The organism is Nitrosomonas ureae (genome assembly GCF_001455205.1).
Taxonomy (GTDB): Bacteria; Pseudomonadota; Gammaproteobacteria; order Burkholderiales; family Nitrosomonadaceae; genus Nitrosomonas; species Nitrosomonas ureae.
Map to the genome: position 1 here is coordinate 320113 of NZ_CP013341.1, position 14061 is coordinate 334173.

Here is a 14061-nt window from a genome sequence, read left to right on the forward strand (position 1 = left end):
ACTTATTATGACCACCCGCGAAGGCAGTCTCGAAGCACCCAAGCGCCATCCCATCGATTGGAAAAATCCTGATTTTTATAGCGAAACCAGCTTGAACCAGGAACTGGAGCGGGTTTTCGATATTTGCCACGGATGTCGGCGTTGCGTCAATTTATGCACGGCCTTTCCACGTCTGTTTGATCTGATTGATGAAAGCACTACAGGTGAATTGGATGGCGTCAATAAAAACCAGTTCTGGGAAGTGGTTGACCGCTGTTATCTCTGCGATATGTGCTTTATGACCAAGTGCCCTTATGTACCGCCGCATGAATGGAATATCGATTTCCCGCATTTGATGCTGCGCGCGAAGTCAGTCAAATATAAGCACCAGGGTGCAGGGTTTCGAGACAAATTGCTGTCAAGCACCGACCTGATGGGTAAATTAGCCACTATTCCTGTCGTGGTCCAAACCGTTAATGCAGTGAACAAAGCACCCGCCGCACGGAAGCTGATGGATAGCGTGTTGGGAATTCATGCCGAAAGAAAATTACCGGAGTATACAACCCGGAAATTTCGTTCAAATGCGCAATCCAATCCCAGCTTCCCTGTTATTGATGGTACGCGCACGCCCGGAAAAGTTGCCATTTATGCGACTTGTTACATCAACTATAACGAACCCGGTATTGGGCACGATTTATTAAAAATACTGGCACATAACGAGATTCCCACCTGTCTGGTTGAAAAAGAGGTGTGTTGTGGGATGCCTAAGCTGGAACTGGGCGACTTGGACACGGTGGAAAAACTTAAAAATAAAAATATTCCACCTTTGCTGAAATTAGCCCGGGAAGGATATGCCATTCTCTCCGCGGTACCCTCTTGCACCTTGATGTACAAACAGGAATTACCACTATTATTTCCAGAGGATGAAACGGTTCAGGCCGTCGCCGCTGCAATGTTTGACCCATTTGAATACTTGGCATTAAGAAATCAGGATAAATTGCTCAAAACGGATTTCAAGAAACCCCTCGGCACCGTGGCTTATCATATCCCTTGCCATCAACGGGTACAAAACATTGGAAAAAAGACACGCGATATACTGCAGCTTATTCCGGAAACAACCATCAACACTGTCGAACGCTGCTCGGGTCATGATGGAACCTGGGGTGTGAAAAGCGAGCACTTTGCGGATTCGATGAAAATAGGCCGCCCCGTTTTCAAACAAATGGCTGCCTCCGATCCGGATTACATAAGTTCGGATTGCGCCATTGCTGGGCGGCATATCGAGCAAGGTATCGGTAAAAGCAAGGCACAAAAACTCCACCCGCTAACTTTGTTACGCATGGCTTACGATGCTGACTCCACACCCCAATCGGCTGATGACCTTACGCCGGTTACCCAATCCACTCCTACTGAAAAATACATGACTAAAATTACCCGCGATGATCTACTGACACTGGAAGCATATGCCAAAATCCGCAATGATTTTCGCGTCCAGGTGATGGCGCATAAAAAAACGCGAAAAATTCCGCTGGGAGAAAATATCACCCTTATTTTCGAAGACGCCTTAACTATTCGCTATCAAATCCAGGAAATGTTGTATGTGGAGCGTATTTTTCAAGAAGATGAAATCCTGCACGAACTTGAAACATACACCCCGTTGATTCCGGATGGGCATAACTGGAAGGCCACGATGTTGATTGAATACCCCGATCCTGCAGTACGTGCCGCCAGATTGGCCGATTTGATCGGTATAGAAGATAAGGTGTGGGTCAGAATTGCTGAGCATACACCGGTATATGCAATCGCTGACGAGGATCTTGAACGGGAAAATAGCGAAAAAACATCAGCGGTACATTTTCTTCGCTTTGAGCTCACTTCCGAGATGATTCAATCGCTTCATCGCGACGCGGCTTTGAGTTTGGGTGTTGATCATCCCGCCTATCAAGCATCCATTGACAAACTCGACAACGATATCCGCGCCTCATTGTTGAAAGATTTATCCGGCGCATGAAACGAATTTGTATTTTACTCTGCCTCTTGCTGCTGGCCTGTGCCAAGCCGCCATTCAAGGATCAATTTGAAAGCGACAAGCCGTGGGTCGAGCAATTGGCACAACTCCCTGCTTACCCCGATGCGACAAACCTGATGGAATTCGATGCGGGCGTTGTCTCCGGTAATCAGTATTTGGTGGATCCGACTTCCATTAATATCGGTGAAGATGGCGTAATCCGTTTTACTTTAGTCGTCAAATCATCGACAGGCGCACTCAATGTCAGCTACGAGGGCATCCGTTGCGCTACCAGCGAACGAAAACTGTATGCACTCGGAAGAGATGATAAAACCTGGATACAACCTCGTACACCGGAATGGCAAAAAATTGAATTGGTGCAGCAACTTAACGCGCAACGTGAACTGGCTAAAAATATCTTTTGTCCGCATCGTCAAATCGTAACCAGCACGGAAGATGCTATTCAAGCTTTAAAAGCCGGGATACATCGTACTATTTACCGCTAGGTGAGCGGCACTCTCGCACGTCACACTATTCAACGCCCGAATTAAATCCTCTAACAGGCCCGCCCGCTGCACACGAGAAAGAAAAAGATCAGGCATAGAATTACCAATATAGAATAAAGCACCCGCCGCAATCAGCGGGGTATTAACTGCACTCTTCAATCTACTTGTTTTCAACCAGCCTTCGCCTCAAAAGGCGAGGAGTTGAACCCAAAGAGATTAAAAGAAACAAAGATATATTCATCAACAATATTCTCAATTCTCGACTTATCCCCCTACATACCCATACATCAGTGATTAAGCCAATAAATCATCCGTCGGTCTCGCCAGCATGCAGAGCCACAATCCTCCGATCGACACCATTCCTTACGATACACCGGATGATGCAAGATAATGAAATCGGCATTTCAAACCCAGCGAACCAGAGTTCCAGCCCCTGATCCCAAAAACCACATCCCGGTCTGTTGACTATACTAAACCACGGTTCTGTAACGCATCATCCTGCACCAAACGATTGTGGAATCCTCTGCAGTCTGTCCACTTCATAATTTTTTCTCTAATCCCTATTGTCTTTAAGGTAATTAAAGCTCACACTCTCGGTGGGGTTTTGTAGCTTTAATAGCTTATGCCCCTTCCTCTGGATCTCGTCGAGGAGTAACCCGAGAAATCACTAAAATAAGGAAAATCACATGAATAAAAGCTTTAATCCGATACTATCAGGAGCAATCGGCATGCTTCTCCTGAGTTTCAGCGGCTTAGTCAGTGCAGAAACGCCCGTTTTAAGTGAAGCGCGTGTTGTCGCGCAGTATAATTACATTATTCATATCTTGGCCATGCTATTGATTGGTTTCGGTTTTCTAATGGTATTCGTGCGCCGTTATGGCTTTGGTGCGGTAACCGGTACCTATCTGGTTGTGGCAGTAGGGCTTCCACTCTACATTCTGTTACGCGCAAACGGTATTTTCGGACACCAGCTATCGCCGCATACGCTCGATTCGCTGTTATTCGCAGAATTGTCCGTTGCTACAACCCTGATCGCCATGGGCGCGGTATTGGGCCGTTTACGCGTATTTCAATATGCCCTGCTGGCACTGTTAGTTGTTCCGCTTTATCTTCTGAACGAATGGATTGTGCTCGATGATGCCATCGGCTATACCACGGGATTTCAAGATACCGCCGGTTCGATGGTCATTCATGCTTTTGGCGCTTATTTCGGATTGAGCATGTCCATTGTTTTAACCACCGAGTATCAGCGCAGCAAACTGATCGAATCGGATCATACTTCGGATCGATTCGCAATGCTGGGCTCCATGGTGCTGTGGCTGTTTTGGCCAAGCTTTGCCACTGCGTTAGTGCCATTAGAGAACATGCCGCAAACTGTGGCCAATACCCTGTTAGCATTGTGTGGTGCAACCATCGCCACTTATTTCCTGAGTTCCAAACTGCATCACGGCAAAACCTCCATGGTGGATATGGCTAATGCCGCGTTGGCCGGGGGCGTGGCTATCGGTTCCGTATGCGATGTCGTATCGCCTACCGGCGCTTTCGGTATCGGTTTGCTCGCCGGAATACTTTCTGTTCTAGGCTATGTGTTTTTGCAACCGTTATTGGAATCGAAATTTAAAATCGTGGATACCTGCGGTGTGCATAATTTGCACGGAATGCCCGGATTATTAGGTGGCCTCAGTGCGTTCCTGGTTGTTCCCGGCATCGCAATCGGACAGTTTAATGGCATCATGATAACGCTTATCATCGCGATTGTTGGCGGTTTGATCGCAGGTGCCATTATCAAGGCAACCGGCACCACACGTGAGCCTTATGAAGATAGCGTGGAATTTACACACCTTGCAGGCCCGGAAACAGAAAAACTTCCGGAGCAGCTACAAACGCGCGTCGAGGCTTTGGAAATTCAAAGCTCTGCGCCTAAACCGCACGCTCCGATGGAATCTCCTGAGACCAAAGCATTAATTGCAAGATTGGAATTACGGGTTATGACATTAGAAAGCAACATTGCCGCGACGCAAAACCGTGAGACCGGAGAGAAACCGGAATCCATTGCATAATTTCTTTTACTGAGCGCTCCGGAATTTATTACGGGGCGCTCGCCAAGATGGAAAACTACTATTTCACCCATACGGTTTAAAAACTTCTGTGCCTGGATAGTATGTTTTTCCCCATTCCACTAGCGCTTGCAATACCTGTCTTAGATCCTCCCCCTTTTTTGTCAGCACATATTCGTATCGTACCGGGTTTTTCTGGTATATCTGCTGCGTTAAAAAACCGGCAGCTTCCAGTTTCTTAAGCCGATTCGCCAATATGTTGGTAGCAATTTGCTCGGGTGATCCCAGAAATTCTTGATAGCGCTTTTTACCCAACAATAAGTCCCGGATAATCAACAAAGTCCATTTGTCCCCTAAATGATCCAGGGCACAGGCTATCGGACAACAAGATCGTTCGTGGTTTTGTTCGTCAGGATCAACCATCGGTCATTAATCTCTATGATATAAAAAAGTGAATTACGCAATACCCTTACAGTCACTTGCTATTAACAAGTTTATGCGATAAAGTTACTTGCATTATACAAGCAAACACTCGATTAATCACACTGAAGGCTGAAGATATGCTAAAGCTTTATCAATTTGAACGTACTTGGGGTATCCCGAATTTAAGTCCTTTCTGCTGCAAAATAGAAACTTACTTGCGAATGGCTGAAATTGATTATCAGATTGTACCTGTATTGCCTCTAGGAGCGCCCAAAGGAAAACTGCCCTACATTGAAGACAGCGGCAGAATTATTGGAGATTCGCGTTTCATCATCACTTATTTAAAATCTTCTTATAAGGATCTGGATAAAGCATTGAACAATGCCGAACTGGCAATATCGGTTGCTATGCAGCGCTTACTCGAAGAGCATCTGTTCTGGGCCGCACTTTATTCGCGTTGGCAATACACGGACGAAAACTGGCAAATCAACAAGCAGGCAATTTTCGGGGGATTACCGCCTGTTATCAAGGATATTGTCGCTCATCGCACACGCCGTAAAATCCAGCGACAAATTTACGGTCATGGTACCGGCAGACACCAGCCAGACGAAATATTCGCGCTAGGCAAGCAAGATATCGATGCATTATCTGCAACGCTAGATAACAAAAAATATTTCCTGGGCGATCAACCCACAACACTCGATGCATCCGCATTCGGACTCCTCATCAATATCATCGGTTGCCCCATCGAATCGCCACTTAAAGAATACGGGTTAGCAAAAAAGAATTTGATCGAATACGCCGATCGGATCAAGCACGAGTTTTATCCCAACTTATAAAGCGCTTACTCTGAACTCGCAGTAGTAACAGGCCAGGATAAAATTTAAGCTCAGCCGCATTCCGATTGATCCATATCCGTTGCTGCAAAGCGCTGCAAATTTACTCATTTATCCTTAATCAATCGATTTCTCACTCATTCTTTCCAAACTAGCAAGTAATCAGTTTCTTCACGTCGGTCAATAATCACAACAGCTAAAAAACTCATACTATTTAGCCTCTTATTGATTTACATCAAACCGAGACACATAAGAAATAATATATTGACTATAGTAATTAATCTATTGGCTAGAGAGGATAATTCAATTCTAATAATTAACTTAGATTAATTCAGAACGGGGGCTTAGGTTCCTAAAATGGCTACAAATACAAGGAGAAGTTACGATGAATAAGATCATAATAGATGGATTTGCGCTAGGGCTTATGGTTCTGGTTTCTGGTGTTGTTAGCATGGCACAAGCCTCGCCAGTTCAATGGAAATCAAATGGACACTACTACGATGCAATACCTTTCCCTGAGGGAATAACATGGGGCGAGGCAAAAATTATGGCAGAGAACTCTGTATATCTAGGAGTAAATGGTCATTTAGCAACCATTACATCGGCCGCAGAGAACTCCTTCATTATTAACGCTCTAGGAGGGCCATCTGAACTCGATACTTTCTTTCTTGGTGGATTTCAACCAGTAGGTAGCCCTGAACCGGGGAGTAATTGGCAATGGGTAACAGGAGAACCTTGGTCATACACAAATTGGGCATCAGTAGAACCTAATGATACATACGGTGGAGATGGAATAATACCGCTACCAGACATGGTTGGGGCAAATGAGGAGGTGCTTCAGTTCTGGGTAGGCATAGGCAGATGGAATGATGTGGAGGAATTGTCGTATTGGGGAGGATTAATAGTTGAATACCCAACAGCGCCGATACCCGAACCACAAACCTACGCAATGCTTTTGGCTGGTCTAGGGTTGCTGGGATTCATGGCACGGCGCAGAAAAGAATCAGCAATTTAAATCAGATTCAGATTTTAACTAAAACGGGGGCTTATGCTCTCGTTTTTACTTGCTAATTGAAATCATCTGTTTAAATTGCTTTAATGGCGTACACATCGGTTGCCTCATCGAATCGCCGCTTAAAGAATACGGGCTGGCAAAAAAGAATTTGATCGATTACGCCGATCGGATCAAGCACGAGTTTTATCCCAACTACTTATAAAGCGCTTACTCTGAACTCGCAGTAGTAACAGGCCAGGATAAAATTTAAGCTCAGCCGCATTCCGATTGATCCATATCCGTTGCTGCAAAGGGTGCAAATCGCAGATCAATCCGATTAAAATATCAATAGGATCATTGGCATATTTCCATCAGGACGAGCATAGTTATCGGTCCAACAATGTGTACAAGGAGAAAAATCATGAAACTATTGAGCTGGAACATCCAATGGGGACGTGGCATGGATGGACGAGTCGATCTTGCACGCATCATCCGGACAATCCGCCAGATAGGCGAATTTGATGTCATTTGCCTGCAGGAAGTCGCGGTTAATTTCCCCGGCCTGCCGGGCAGCCGGGGCGAGAATCAGGTTGCCGAACTTTCAGCACAATTGCCCGGCTATACTGCAATCTATGGCGCAGCCACCGATGTACCGGACAGCTCTGGTGGACGCAGTCAGTTTGGCAACGCCATATTCACCCGCTTGCCTGTCGGTCAGATTTGGCGGCATCTGTTGCCGTGGCAAGCGGAATTAACCACACCCAGCATGCAGCGTGTACTGGTGGAAGCGGTCATTACAACAACGGAGGCCGGTCTGTTGCGCGTGATGACGACACATCTCGAGTACTACTCGCACCATCAACGCCAAGTCCAGATAGATGCTATCCGCCACTTGCATCGTGAGGCGCATACCCTATCGCAACGAAAATTTCTAACCGGAGAGCGGGGCGGATCTTTCGAAGTCTTTCCCCGACCGATGGAAGCAATATTGTGCGGCGATCTCAACTTCCCGGCCACAGCGCCAGAACTCGCACAGATTCTCGCACCATTCAACAATGACACCCCAAACTTTCACGATACCTGGTCGGTACTGAATCCTGGCATAACCCATGCACCCACCGTCGGCATTCACCCGGTAGACTTCGTCGACCGGGCAGAATGCTATGACTTTGTGCTGATTACCGATGGATTAGTAAAGCACGTCAAAATACATGGCATTGATGCTGAAACAGCAGCTTCGGATCATCAGCCGGTATGGGTGGAGCTCGGGTGACGTAATGCTTGCCCTGTTACGATTAAATAGCTCAACAAACCCGCCGGAACGGGTTATAGTTGCATCAAGCTAATGGAAAATTGCCTACAGACTTGGGATTAAACTGATTTTTGTGGGAAATAATTTCTTCCCATCGTCAAATGAAACTATGGATAAACCTGATTGGCTCCAGAAGGGCTGCCGGGATTGAATGCTGACGGATTGGGTGAATGTAGGCTCGTGGGACGGTCGATATTGAAACCGGATGGTTGCGGAGCATTGATACCAGGGGGATTAAAAGGGCGTCCGGGTGCAGGTAATCCTGTCGAATCATTGGGGTCGCTTCCGGAAGGATTATTTCCAATTCGCGAATCAATGGATCTTTGCACGGCTTCATTCTCCAGGATAACGCTGGATCTATCACTTTGAGCCAGGGCCAGACCATTGGCCAACAGACATACTACGCCGATCATATACGTCCACATCCGTATAAAATTATTTTTTTGAAACATAGTAATTCTCCTTTATGACAAATAATGGTGATGCAATTACTCACATATTAAATATGTATGTACGATATCACGCTTTGAAATAAACACAAATCCGCCGGAGCGGAACACAGAAAAATGTTATTTCAAGGGTGCAGGATCCCTTCGTTGATCGTTCATTTGCTCCGGATTAGGCACCATCTCAACATCATTCTTCTCGTAATTTTGTGTGTAACATTATCTTTTTTATCGGAAGAATTATCTTGTTGAACCTTATTGGGCGAATTTATCCTGTCAGGTGAATTGTTCTGCGTTTGAGAAGGATCTCAAAAAAACGCATGCGCACTAACAAACAGAAATCCGCCAATAGTAGATAAATTAATAATTTAACCATAATAATACTCCATTAACATTCAATGGAATGTATGTATAAGAATGCTTGATATAAAGTTAAGCATCTGTACGTTAGGATACTTATCAATGGTCAGATATCAGGTGAATGCTATAAAAAACATCGAAACAAATTATCAAAACACGAACGCCTCCTTGAATTTTATTTTTGAGGAAATTGCCGCGCCGGATCTCTCTCGGGAGGAATTCGCTCGGGAGAAATAGGTTGCGGAGGAATTTCTGGCGATGGGTCATATTCGGGGGGAATTATTTCTGGAGGTTGTTCTTGGGGCGGTATAATTTCCGGAGGCACAGGTGTGGGAGGAGTGGTTTCTGCATGTAATGGTTTTGTTTCTGCAAGAGAAATTGCATACATAATAGTTTTCCAGTAATTTAAAGGAAATCTATTATCTTAACTTTAAGCATTTATATCTGTGCGCTTACTCACCAATGAGTGATAGGGACGTTGATGTTCCCCCTTTTTCTTTACCAGGGCAAGTATCCGCTCAGCCGCACGAACAATTTGTTTCAATCCACTCGTTATTATTTATGTGTGCTAGCGTACAGATTGATAGATCGATTTAAAGCATCATTAGCCCAGATGCTAGCTATCTCCATATAATTTAGCTGGATCTTCCAGTTATCTTTGTTCTTTCAGGCGCAAAGATAACTGGGTTAAGCCAATACTTCTCAGTTCAGCGGCGCATTTATTGCTACTAAATGCGCTGTTTTTATGGGTGCATGCGGCGCTCTAATCAATTCATTTCAGTCAGTACCTAAGTAATTTTTGTAATGGGGACAGAGGAATAAGAGTATCCGGCCGATTGATTTCCAAGACAACATCGTTGTAGGCCACATTACGCAGAGATACAATTTCCGGAACACTGTTAGTTCTAGGTTTATTCCAATGGTTTCATGTCAGGAGTTACATAGTCATTTACTTCTTGCCATTCGTTATATTTGGATTATTCGCTGCTCAAATATAAAGTTACTGCTTTTTTTATTTGAGTGGAAAATTTGTAAATTTCTGATGTGGTCTTTAAAGAAACTATTTTTTCGTCCTTCTCGTCAAATAACCCCAATGCTAATTTGGAGGGATTATTCATTCTCAATCTACAAATAGGTTTGCGGTTATTGTCATCGAATAGAATCGCGCAGTAACTCTTCGCATCCCTCATAACAATTCTGTCGGGATCAATGGTTTCACAAAGAATTGCTCTAATAATGTGAAAGCTCTCCAATTCCTCTGGTGATGTCTGAATCACATCAGATTCCTGTTCAGGAACTAGGTTCGGTTTTGTATTCTGGGAGGGCTCCATCGCCATTCTTAATCGTTCAGTAATTTTTTCAGCTACCAACTCATTAAATGCATCCTTGGTTATCTGTGTAAATTGTTCCTTTAATGCGGGGGTAAACCTTTTTCCATTATGTACCTCGCCACAAATTATTCTGACCAGATCCTCTGATGGGGTTTTCATCCATCCAGAAAGTAGATTCATTACTGCTCGAGTGTATTTAAGGTAGCTTGCTGTAGTTAGAATCTGATCAATATCAAATGAAGACTTAGTAAATTTCTTTAATTCTTCGACATGATGCTCTTTAAAATCTAATATATTGAATTCAAAGAATGGTCTTTCATCCATCTTGTTAGCATGTTCGAGGTCAGTGAAGAATTTATAGACCAATCCATTCGTTAAAACACCAAAACGAGCATCTGTTACATGAAAGTATCTAAATAACTGGGATTGCATGATTAATACTTAGATCACCGCCACTACGCTTGCATTCGAACAGGATGATAGGTTTCCCATCCATTAAAATTGCATAGTCAACTTTTTCACCTTTTTTCATTCCCACATCCGCCACGATTTCAGGAGTAACCTCCAAGGGATCAAAAACGTTGTATCCGAGAATCTGGATGAAAGGCATGATCATTGCGTTCTTCGTTGCTTCCTCTGTTTGAATCGTGTCTTTAATTTTTGCAATTCTTAAACCCAATTCTCTGAGCTGATCAATAAAATCCATTTTTACCCCTTTTAACATTTGCACTACTGAAATACTGATGATTTAAATACCGGTGTTCATTGAATAATACATTGCGTCAATAGGCTTTGTCTTCGTTTCTTTATTCTTCGCCTTTGTATTTTTGTATTCTTAAAATTTCTAATGACTCTTTTTACTTTGCGCTTATTTCCTGAGCCACTATAAATACTTATAACTTCCCTTGTAACGTTATCAATTTTATTAATAAAACATACGCATAGTAACTTGGAGAAAATTAAATATTAAGCTCTAATTCTAATGAAAATTAAATGTTTTCATACTACTACAACCTCTGGTTTATGAAAATTCCATCCCATTTTGTTAAGAATTGAAGTTTCATTTAATAATGGTAATGAGAATTATTTGCAATAAAATAAATTATCAGATACTATACTCATGCTTGTTTCATTTTTGGCTCCTAATTGCGTGAAAATAAGCCCTCACGCACCCCTACCCAGCACATCGTCTTCTCTTCCTTATAGGTGTGCTGGGTTTCTTTTTATATCTCCGGCGTTACTGTTTCAATCGATAACGACTTTCAGACATCCTAATATTAATTGCAAGTTTATTGCCAATGCCGCCTTGGGCAGTGGCGGCTTTACCCACTTCCACTCTACCTAACAACTTATTCTTAAGGGCTGCCCGGCAACGATAAATTACTGCCTGAAAATGCCATACGGGCAGTTAATCGTGTTACGATTTTTACCTAACAACAAGGTTGTTTTGCTAGCAGGGATATCAATACAGAAACATTGAATTATTTTTTTGATGTAATAATCACTTAATTTACCGCTTCTTAACATCTTTCTGGGCCGGCGGATTGTGTCTGTTAGTCTAAAGCTTTCAAAATAAAATAATGTCCGGAACATACGAATTTTGATCAGACCAACAAAGTAAAATCAGGAGCTTGCATGAACACGTCACGAATCAAAGAATTTCTTATTAATTTGCAACACAGTATCGTTAGCGGGCTGGAGCAGGTGGACGGTAAAACGTTCAAACAAGATCAGTGGGATCGTCCGGAAGGCGGTGGTGGGATGAGCAGTGTCATTGAAGAAGGAAATGTATTGGAGCGCGGTGGCGTCAATTTTTCCCATGTCTATGGAGCCGGATTACCTGCATCAGCTACCGCCGCTCGTCCCGAATTAGCAGGCCGCTCGTTTGAAGCGATGGGCGTATCATTGGTGTTGCACCCGCGCAATCCTTATGCGCCAACCGTGCATATGAATGTACGCTATTTCGAAGCACGCAAGGAGGGCGCGGAACCCGTTTGGTGGTTTGGCGGTGGTATGGATTTGACACCTTATTATGGGTATGAAGAAGATGCGATTCATTTTCATCAAACTTGCAAACATGCATTGCAACCTTTTGGCGATGATTATTATCCGCGCTTTAAAAAATGGTGCGATGAGTACTTTTACTTGAAACATCGCAAAGAGCCACGTGGTATCGGGGGTGTATTCTTCGATGATTTGAATCAACCTGACTTTGATTCCTGTTTTAAACTCATTCGCAATGTGAGTGAAAACTTCCTCAACGCCTATCGTCCCATACTGGAGAAACGTAAAGATACGCCCTACGGCGAAAACGAACGCGATTTTCAGGCTTATCGCCGCGGCCGTTATGTGGAGTTTAATCTGGTATGGGATCGTGGAACTTTATTTGGTTTACAAACAGGAGGTCGTACTGAATCCATTCTGATGTCTTTGCCCCCGATTGTGAAATGGCGCTATGACTGGAGACCTATGGCAGGCAGCGCTGAGGAAAAACTATATACGGATTTTTTGATCGGCAAGGACTGGGTGTAATCACTCCATGCGCGCAATATCATTGAATAATCAAATCTTGCTCGGTGTTGTTACCGGTGCATTGCTGGGTTTCTGGCTTGCAGTGCTGGAGCAACAATCGGTGATTGTACAAAGTGGGCTATACATCGCAAAGCTGGCCGGCACCTTATTTACTGATTTATTGCGGATGGTATTGATTCCACTGGTGTTTACATCGATCGTTGTCGGCGTGGCCAATTTACGTTCCCATCGAGAAATGAATCGCGTATGGCAAATAGCGTTGATTTTCTTTATTTCTACGATGATGCTTGCGGCGATATTGGGATTGATTTCCGCTAACTTATTGCAGCCTGGCGGCGAATTACAAATTACGATGTTTCAGGATGCAATGCAGGGTTTTCACGCGACACAAATGTCGCTACCTGATTTTTTTGCACAATTCCTGCGCTCGCTGTTTCAGAACCCGATCGCTGCCTTAGCGCAAGGCAATGTGCTGGCGGTAGTGATATTTGCTTTATTATTGGGCATTGCCTTGGTAGTGGGTGGGGAACGTTATCGCAACATTCTGACATTAATGCAGGAATTCCTGGAATTAATCATGATGTTAGTGGGTTGGATTATGCGTCTGGCACCACTTGGCATCATGGCTCTGGTGTTGCAGTTAGTGGTTGCGCAAAATCCCGGTTTGTTGTTAACGATGATTAAGTTTGTGGCAATAGTATTAGGAACTACTTTGCTGCATGGATTGGTGGTGCTGCCAATGATTCTTTATCTGACTACGGGTATGACGCCACTTAAATTCTGGCTGGGTGCACGCGAAGCGTTAATCACTGCTTTTGCAACCAGCTCCAGTGCTGCGACACTGCCGGTTACGTTACGTTGCGCTGAACAGCATTTGCATGTCAAACGCGATGTGGCCGGGTTCGTGATTCCGCTGGGCGCGACGATGAATATGGATGGTACCGCGCTGTATGAAGCGGTTGCAGCATTGTTTATCGCTAATCTGGTAGGAATTGAGCTCAGCTTTTCGCAACAGTTGATTGTATTTGTAACTGCCATGCTGGCGGCAATTGGTGCACCGGGTATTCCAAGTGCGGGTATGGTAACGATGGTGGTGGTACTGCAATCTGTTGGATTGCCGGTTGAAGCGATCGCGATATTGCTGCCCGTTGACCGGATACTCGATACGCTGCGTACTGCGGTCAACGTGGAGGGGGATATGGTGGGAAGCCTGGTGGTACAGCATTGGATTAATAGGGATAAACTTGGCGAATAAGCTTTGGCTCTCTGGATTTCTA

General features: G+C 44.2%; 13 protein-coding genes and 1 pseudogene. 8 read left to right on the forward strand and 6 right to left on the reverse strand.

Annotated features, from left to right (window positions below):
• The first annotated feature begins 7 nt into the window (after positions 1-7).
• From ATY38_RS16905 to ATY38_RS01620, 3 genes are all read left to right on the forward strand, one after another.
• Complete coding sequence (locus ATY38_RS16905) at positions 8-1990, forward strand: DUF3501 family protein (protein ID WP_062557755.1); 1983 nt, start codon at positions 8-10, stop codon at positions 1988-1990.
• The gene (locus ATY38_RS01615) at positions 1987-2493 is read left to right on the forward strand and encodes a CNP1-like family protein (protein ID WP_062557756.1); all 507 of its coding nucleotides are present in this window, start codon (positions 1987-1989) and stop codon (positions 2491-2493) included. Before ATY38_RS16905 ends, ATY38_RS01615 begins: the two co-directional genes overlap by 4 nt.
• Positions 2494-3179: 686 nt before the next feature.
• Positions 3180-4553, forward strand: a complete 1374-nt coding sequence (locus ATY38_RS01620) for an ammonium transporter family protein (protein WP_062557757.1) — start codon at positions 3180-3182, stop codon at positions 4551-4553.
• Positions 4554-4616: 63 nt separating this feature from the next.
• Here ATY38_RS01620 and ATY38_RS01625 read toward each other — a convergent pair whose 3' ends face one another.
• Positions 4617-4973 carry a winged helix-turn-helix transcriptional regulator gene (locus ATY38_RS01625; RefSeq protein WP_062557758.1) on the reverse strand — a complete coding sequence of 119 codons (357 nt, stop codon included), beginning with the start codon at positions 4971-4973 and terminating at the stop codon, positions 4617-4619.
• 137 nt (positions 4974-5110) lie between these two features.
• Between ATY38_RS01625 and ATY38_RS01630 the strand changes: the two genes are divergently transcribed.
• From ATY38_RS01630 to ATY38_RS01640, 3 genes are all read left to right on the forward strand, one after another.
• Positions 5111-5812, forward strand: a complete 702-nt coding sequence (locus ATY38_RS01630; RefSeq protein ID WP_062557759.1) for a glutathione S-transferase family protein — start codon at positions 5111-5113, stop codon at positions 5810-5812.
• Between the two features lie 382 nt (positions 5813-6194).
• Positions 6195-6824 carry a PEP-CTERM sorting domain-containing protein gene (locus ATY38_RS16365; RefSeq protein ID WP_062557760.1) on the forward strand — a complete coding sequence of 210 codons (630 nt, stop codon included), beginning with the start codon at positions 6195-6197 and terminating at the stop codon, positions 6822-6824.
• Between the two features lie 400 nt (positions 6825-7224).
• Positions 7225-8076, forward strand: coding sequence for an endonuclease/exonuclease/phosphatase family protein (locus ATY38_RS01640; protein WP_062557761.1), 852 nt, complete (start codon positions 7225-7227; stop codon positions 8074-8076).
• A 146-nt stretch (positions 8077-8222) separates the two neighbouring features.
• Here ATY38_RS01640 and ATY38_RS01645 read toward each other — a convergent pair whose 3' ends face one another.
• The 5 genes and pseudogenes from ATY38_RS01645 to ATY38_RS15710 all read right to left on the reverse strand — a co-directional run.
• Positions 8223-8567 (reverse strand): hypothetical protein, encoded by a 345-nt coding sequence (locus ATY38_RS01645; RefSeq protein ID WP_062557762.1) that lies wholly within the window; start codon positions 8565-8567, stop codon positions 8223-8225.
• A 529-nt stretch (positions 8568-9096) separates the two neighbouring features.
• Positions 9097-9309 carry a hypothetical protein gene (locus tag ATY38_RS01650; protein ID WP_062557763.1) on the reverse strand — a complete coding sequence of 71 codons (213 nt, stop codon included), beginning with the start codon at positions 9307-9309 and terminating at the stop codon, positions 9097-9099.
• Positions 9310-9898: 589 nt separating this feature from the next.
• Positions 9899-10684, reverse strand: coding sequence for a restriction endonuclease (locus ATY38_RS01655; protein ID WP_235590360.1), 786 nt, complete (start codon positions 10682-10684; stop codon positions 9899-9901).
• Positions 10665-10958, reverse strand: a complete 294-nt coding sequence (locus ATY38_RS16370) for a hypothetical protein (RefSeq protein ID WP_235590361.1) — start codon at positions 10956-10958, stop codon at positions 10665-10667. Before ATY38_RS16370 ends, ATY38_RS01655 begins: the two co-directional genes overlap by 20 nt.
• A 621-nt stretch (positions 10959-11579) precedes the next feature.
• A pseudogene (locus ATY38_RS15710) lies at positions 11580-11779 on the reverse strand (IS1595 family transposase); the annotation flags it as partial.
• Between the two features lie 108 nt (positions 11780-11887).
• Here ATY38_RS15710 and hemF point away from each other — a divergent pair.
• Both hemF and ATY38_RS01665 read left to right on the forward strand, forming a co-directional pair.
• Positions 11888-12784: an oxygen-dependent coproporphyrinogen oxidase gene (hemF, locus tag ATY38_RS01660; RefSeq protein WP_062557764.1), complete on the forward strand. Its 897-nt coding sequence runs from the start codon at positions 11888-11890 to the stop codon at positions 12782-12784.
• 7 nt (positions 12785-12791) lie between these two features.
• Positions 12792-14039 carry a dicarboxylate/amino acid:cation symporter gene (locus tag ATY38_RS01665; RefSeq protein ID WP_062557765.1) on the forward strand — a complete coding sequence of 416 codons (1248 nt, stop codon included), beginning with the start codon at positions 12792-12794 and terminating at the stop codon, positions 14037-14039.
• Positions 14040-14061: the final 22 nt, after the last annotated feature.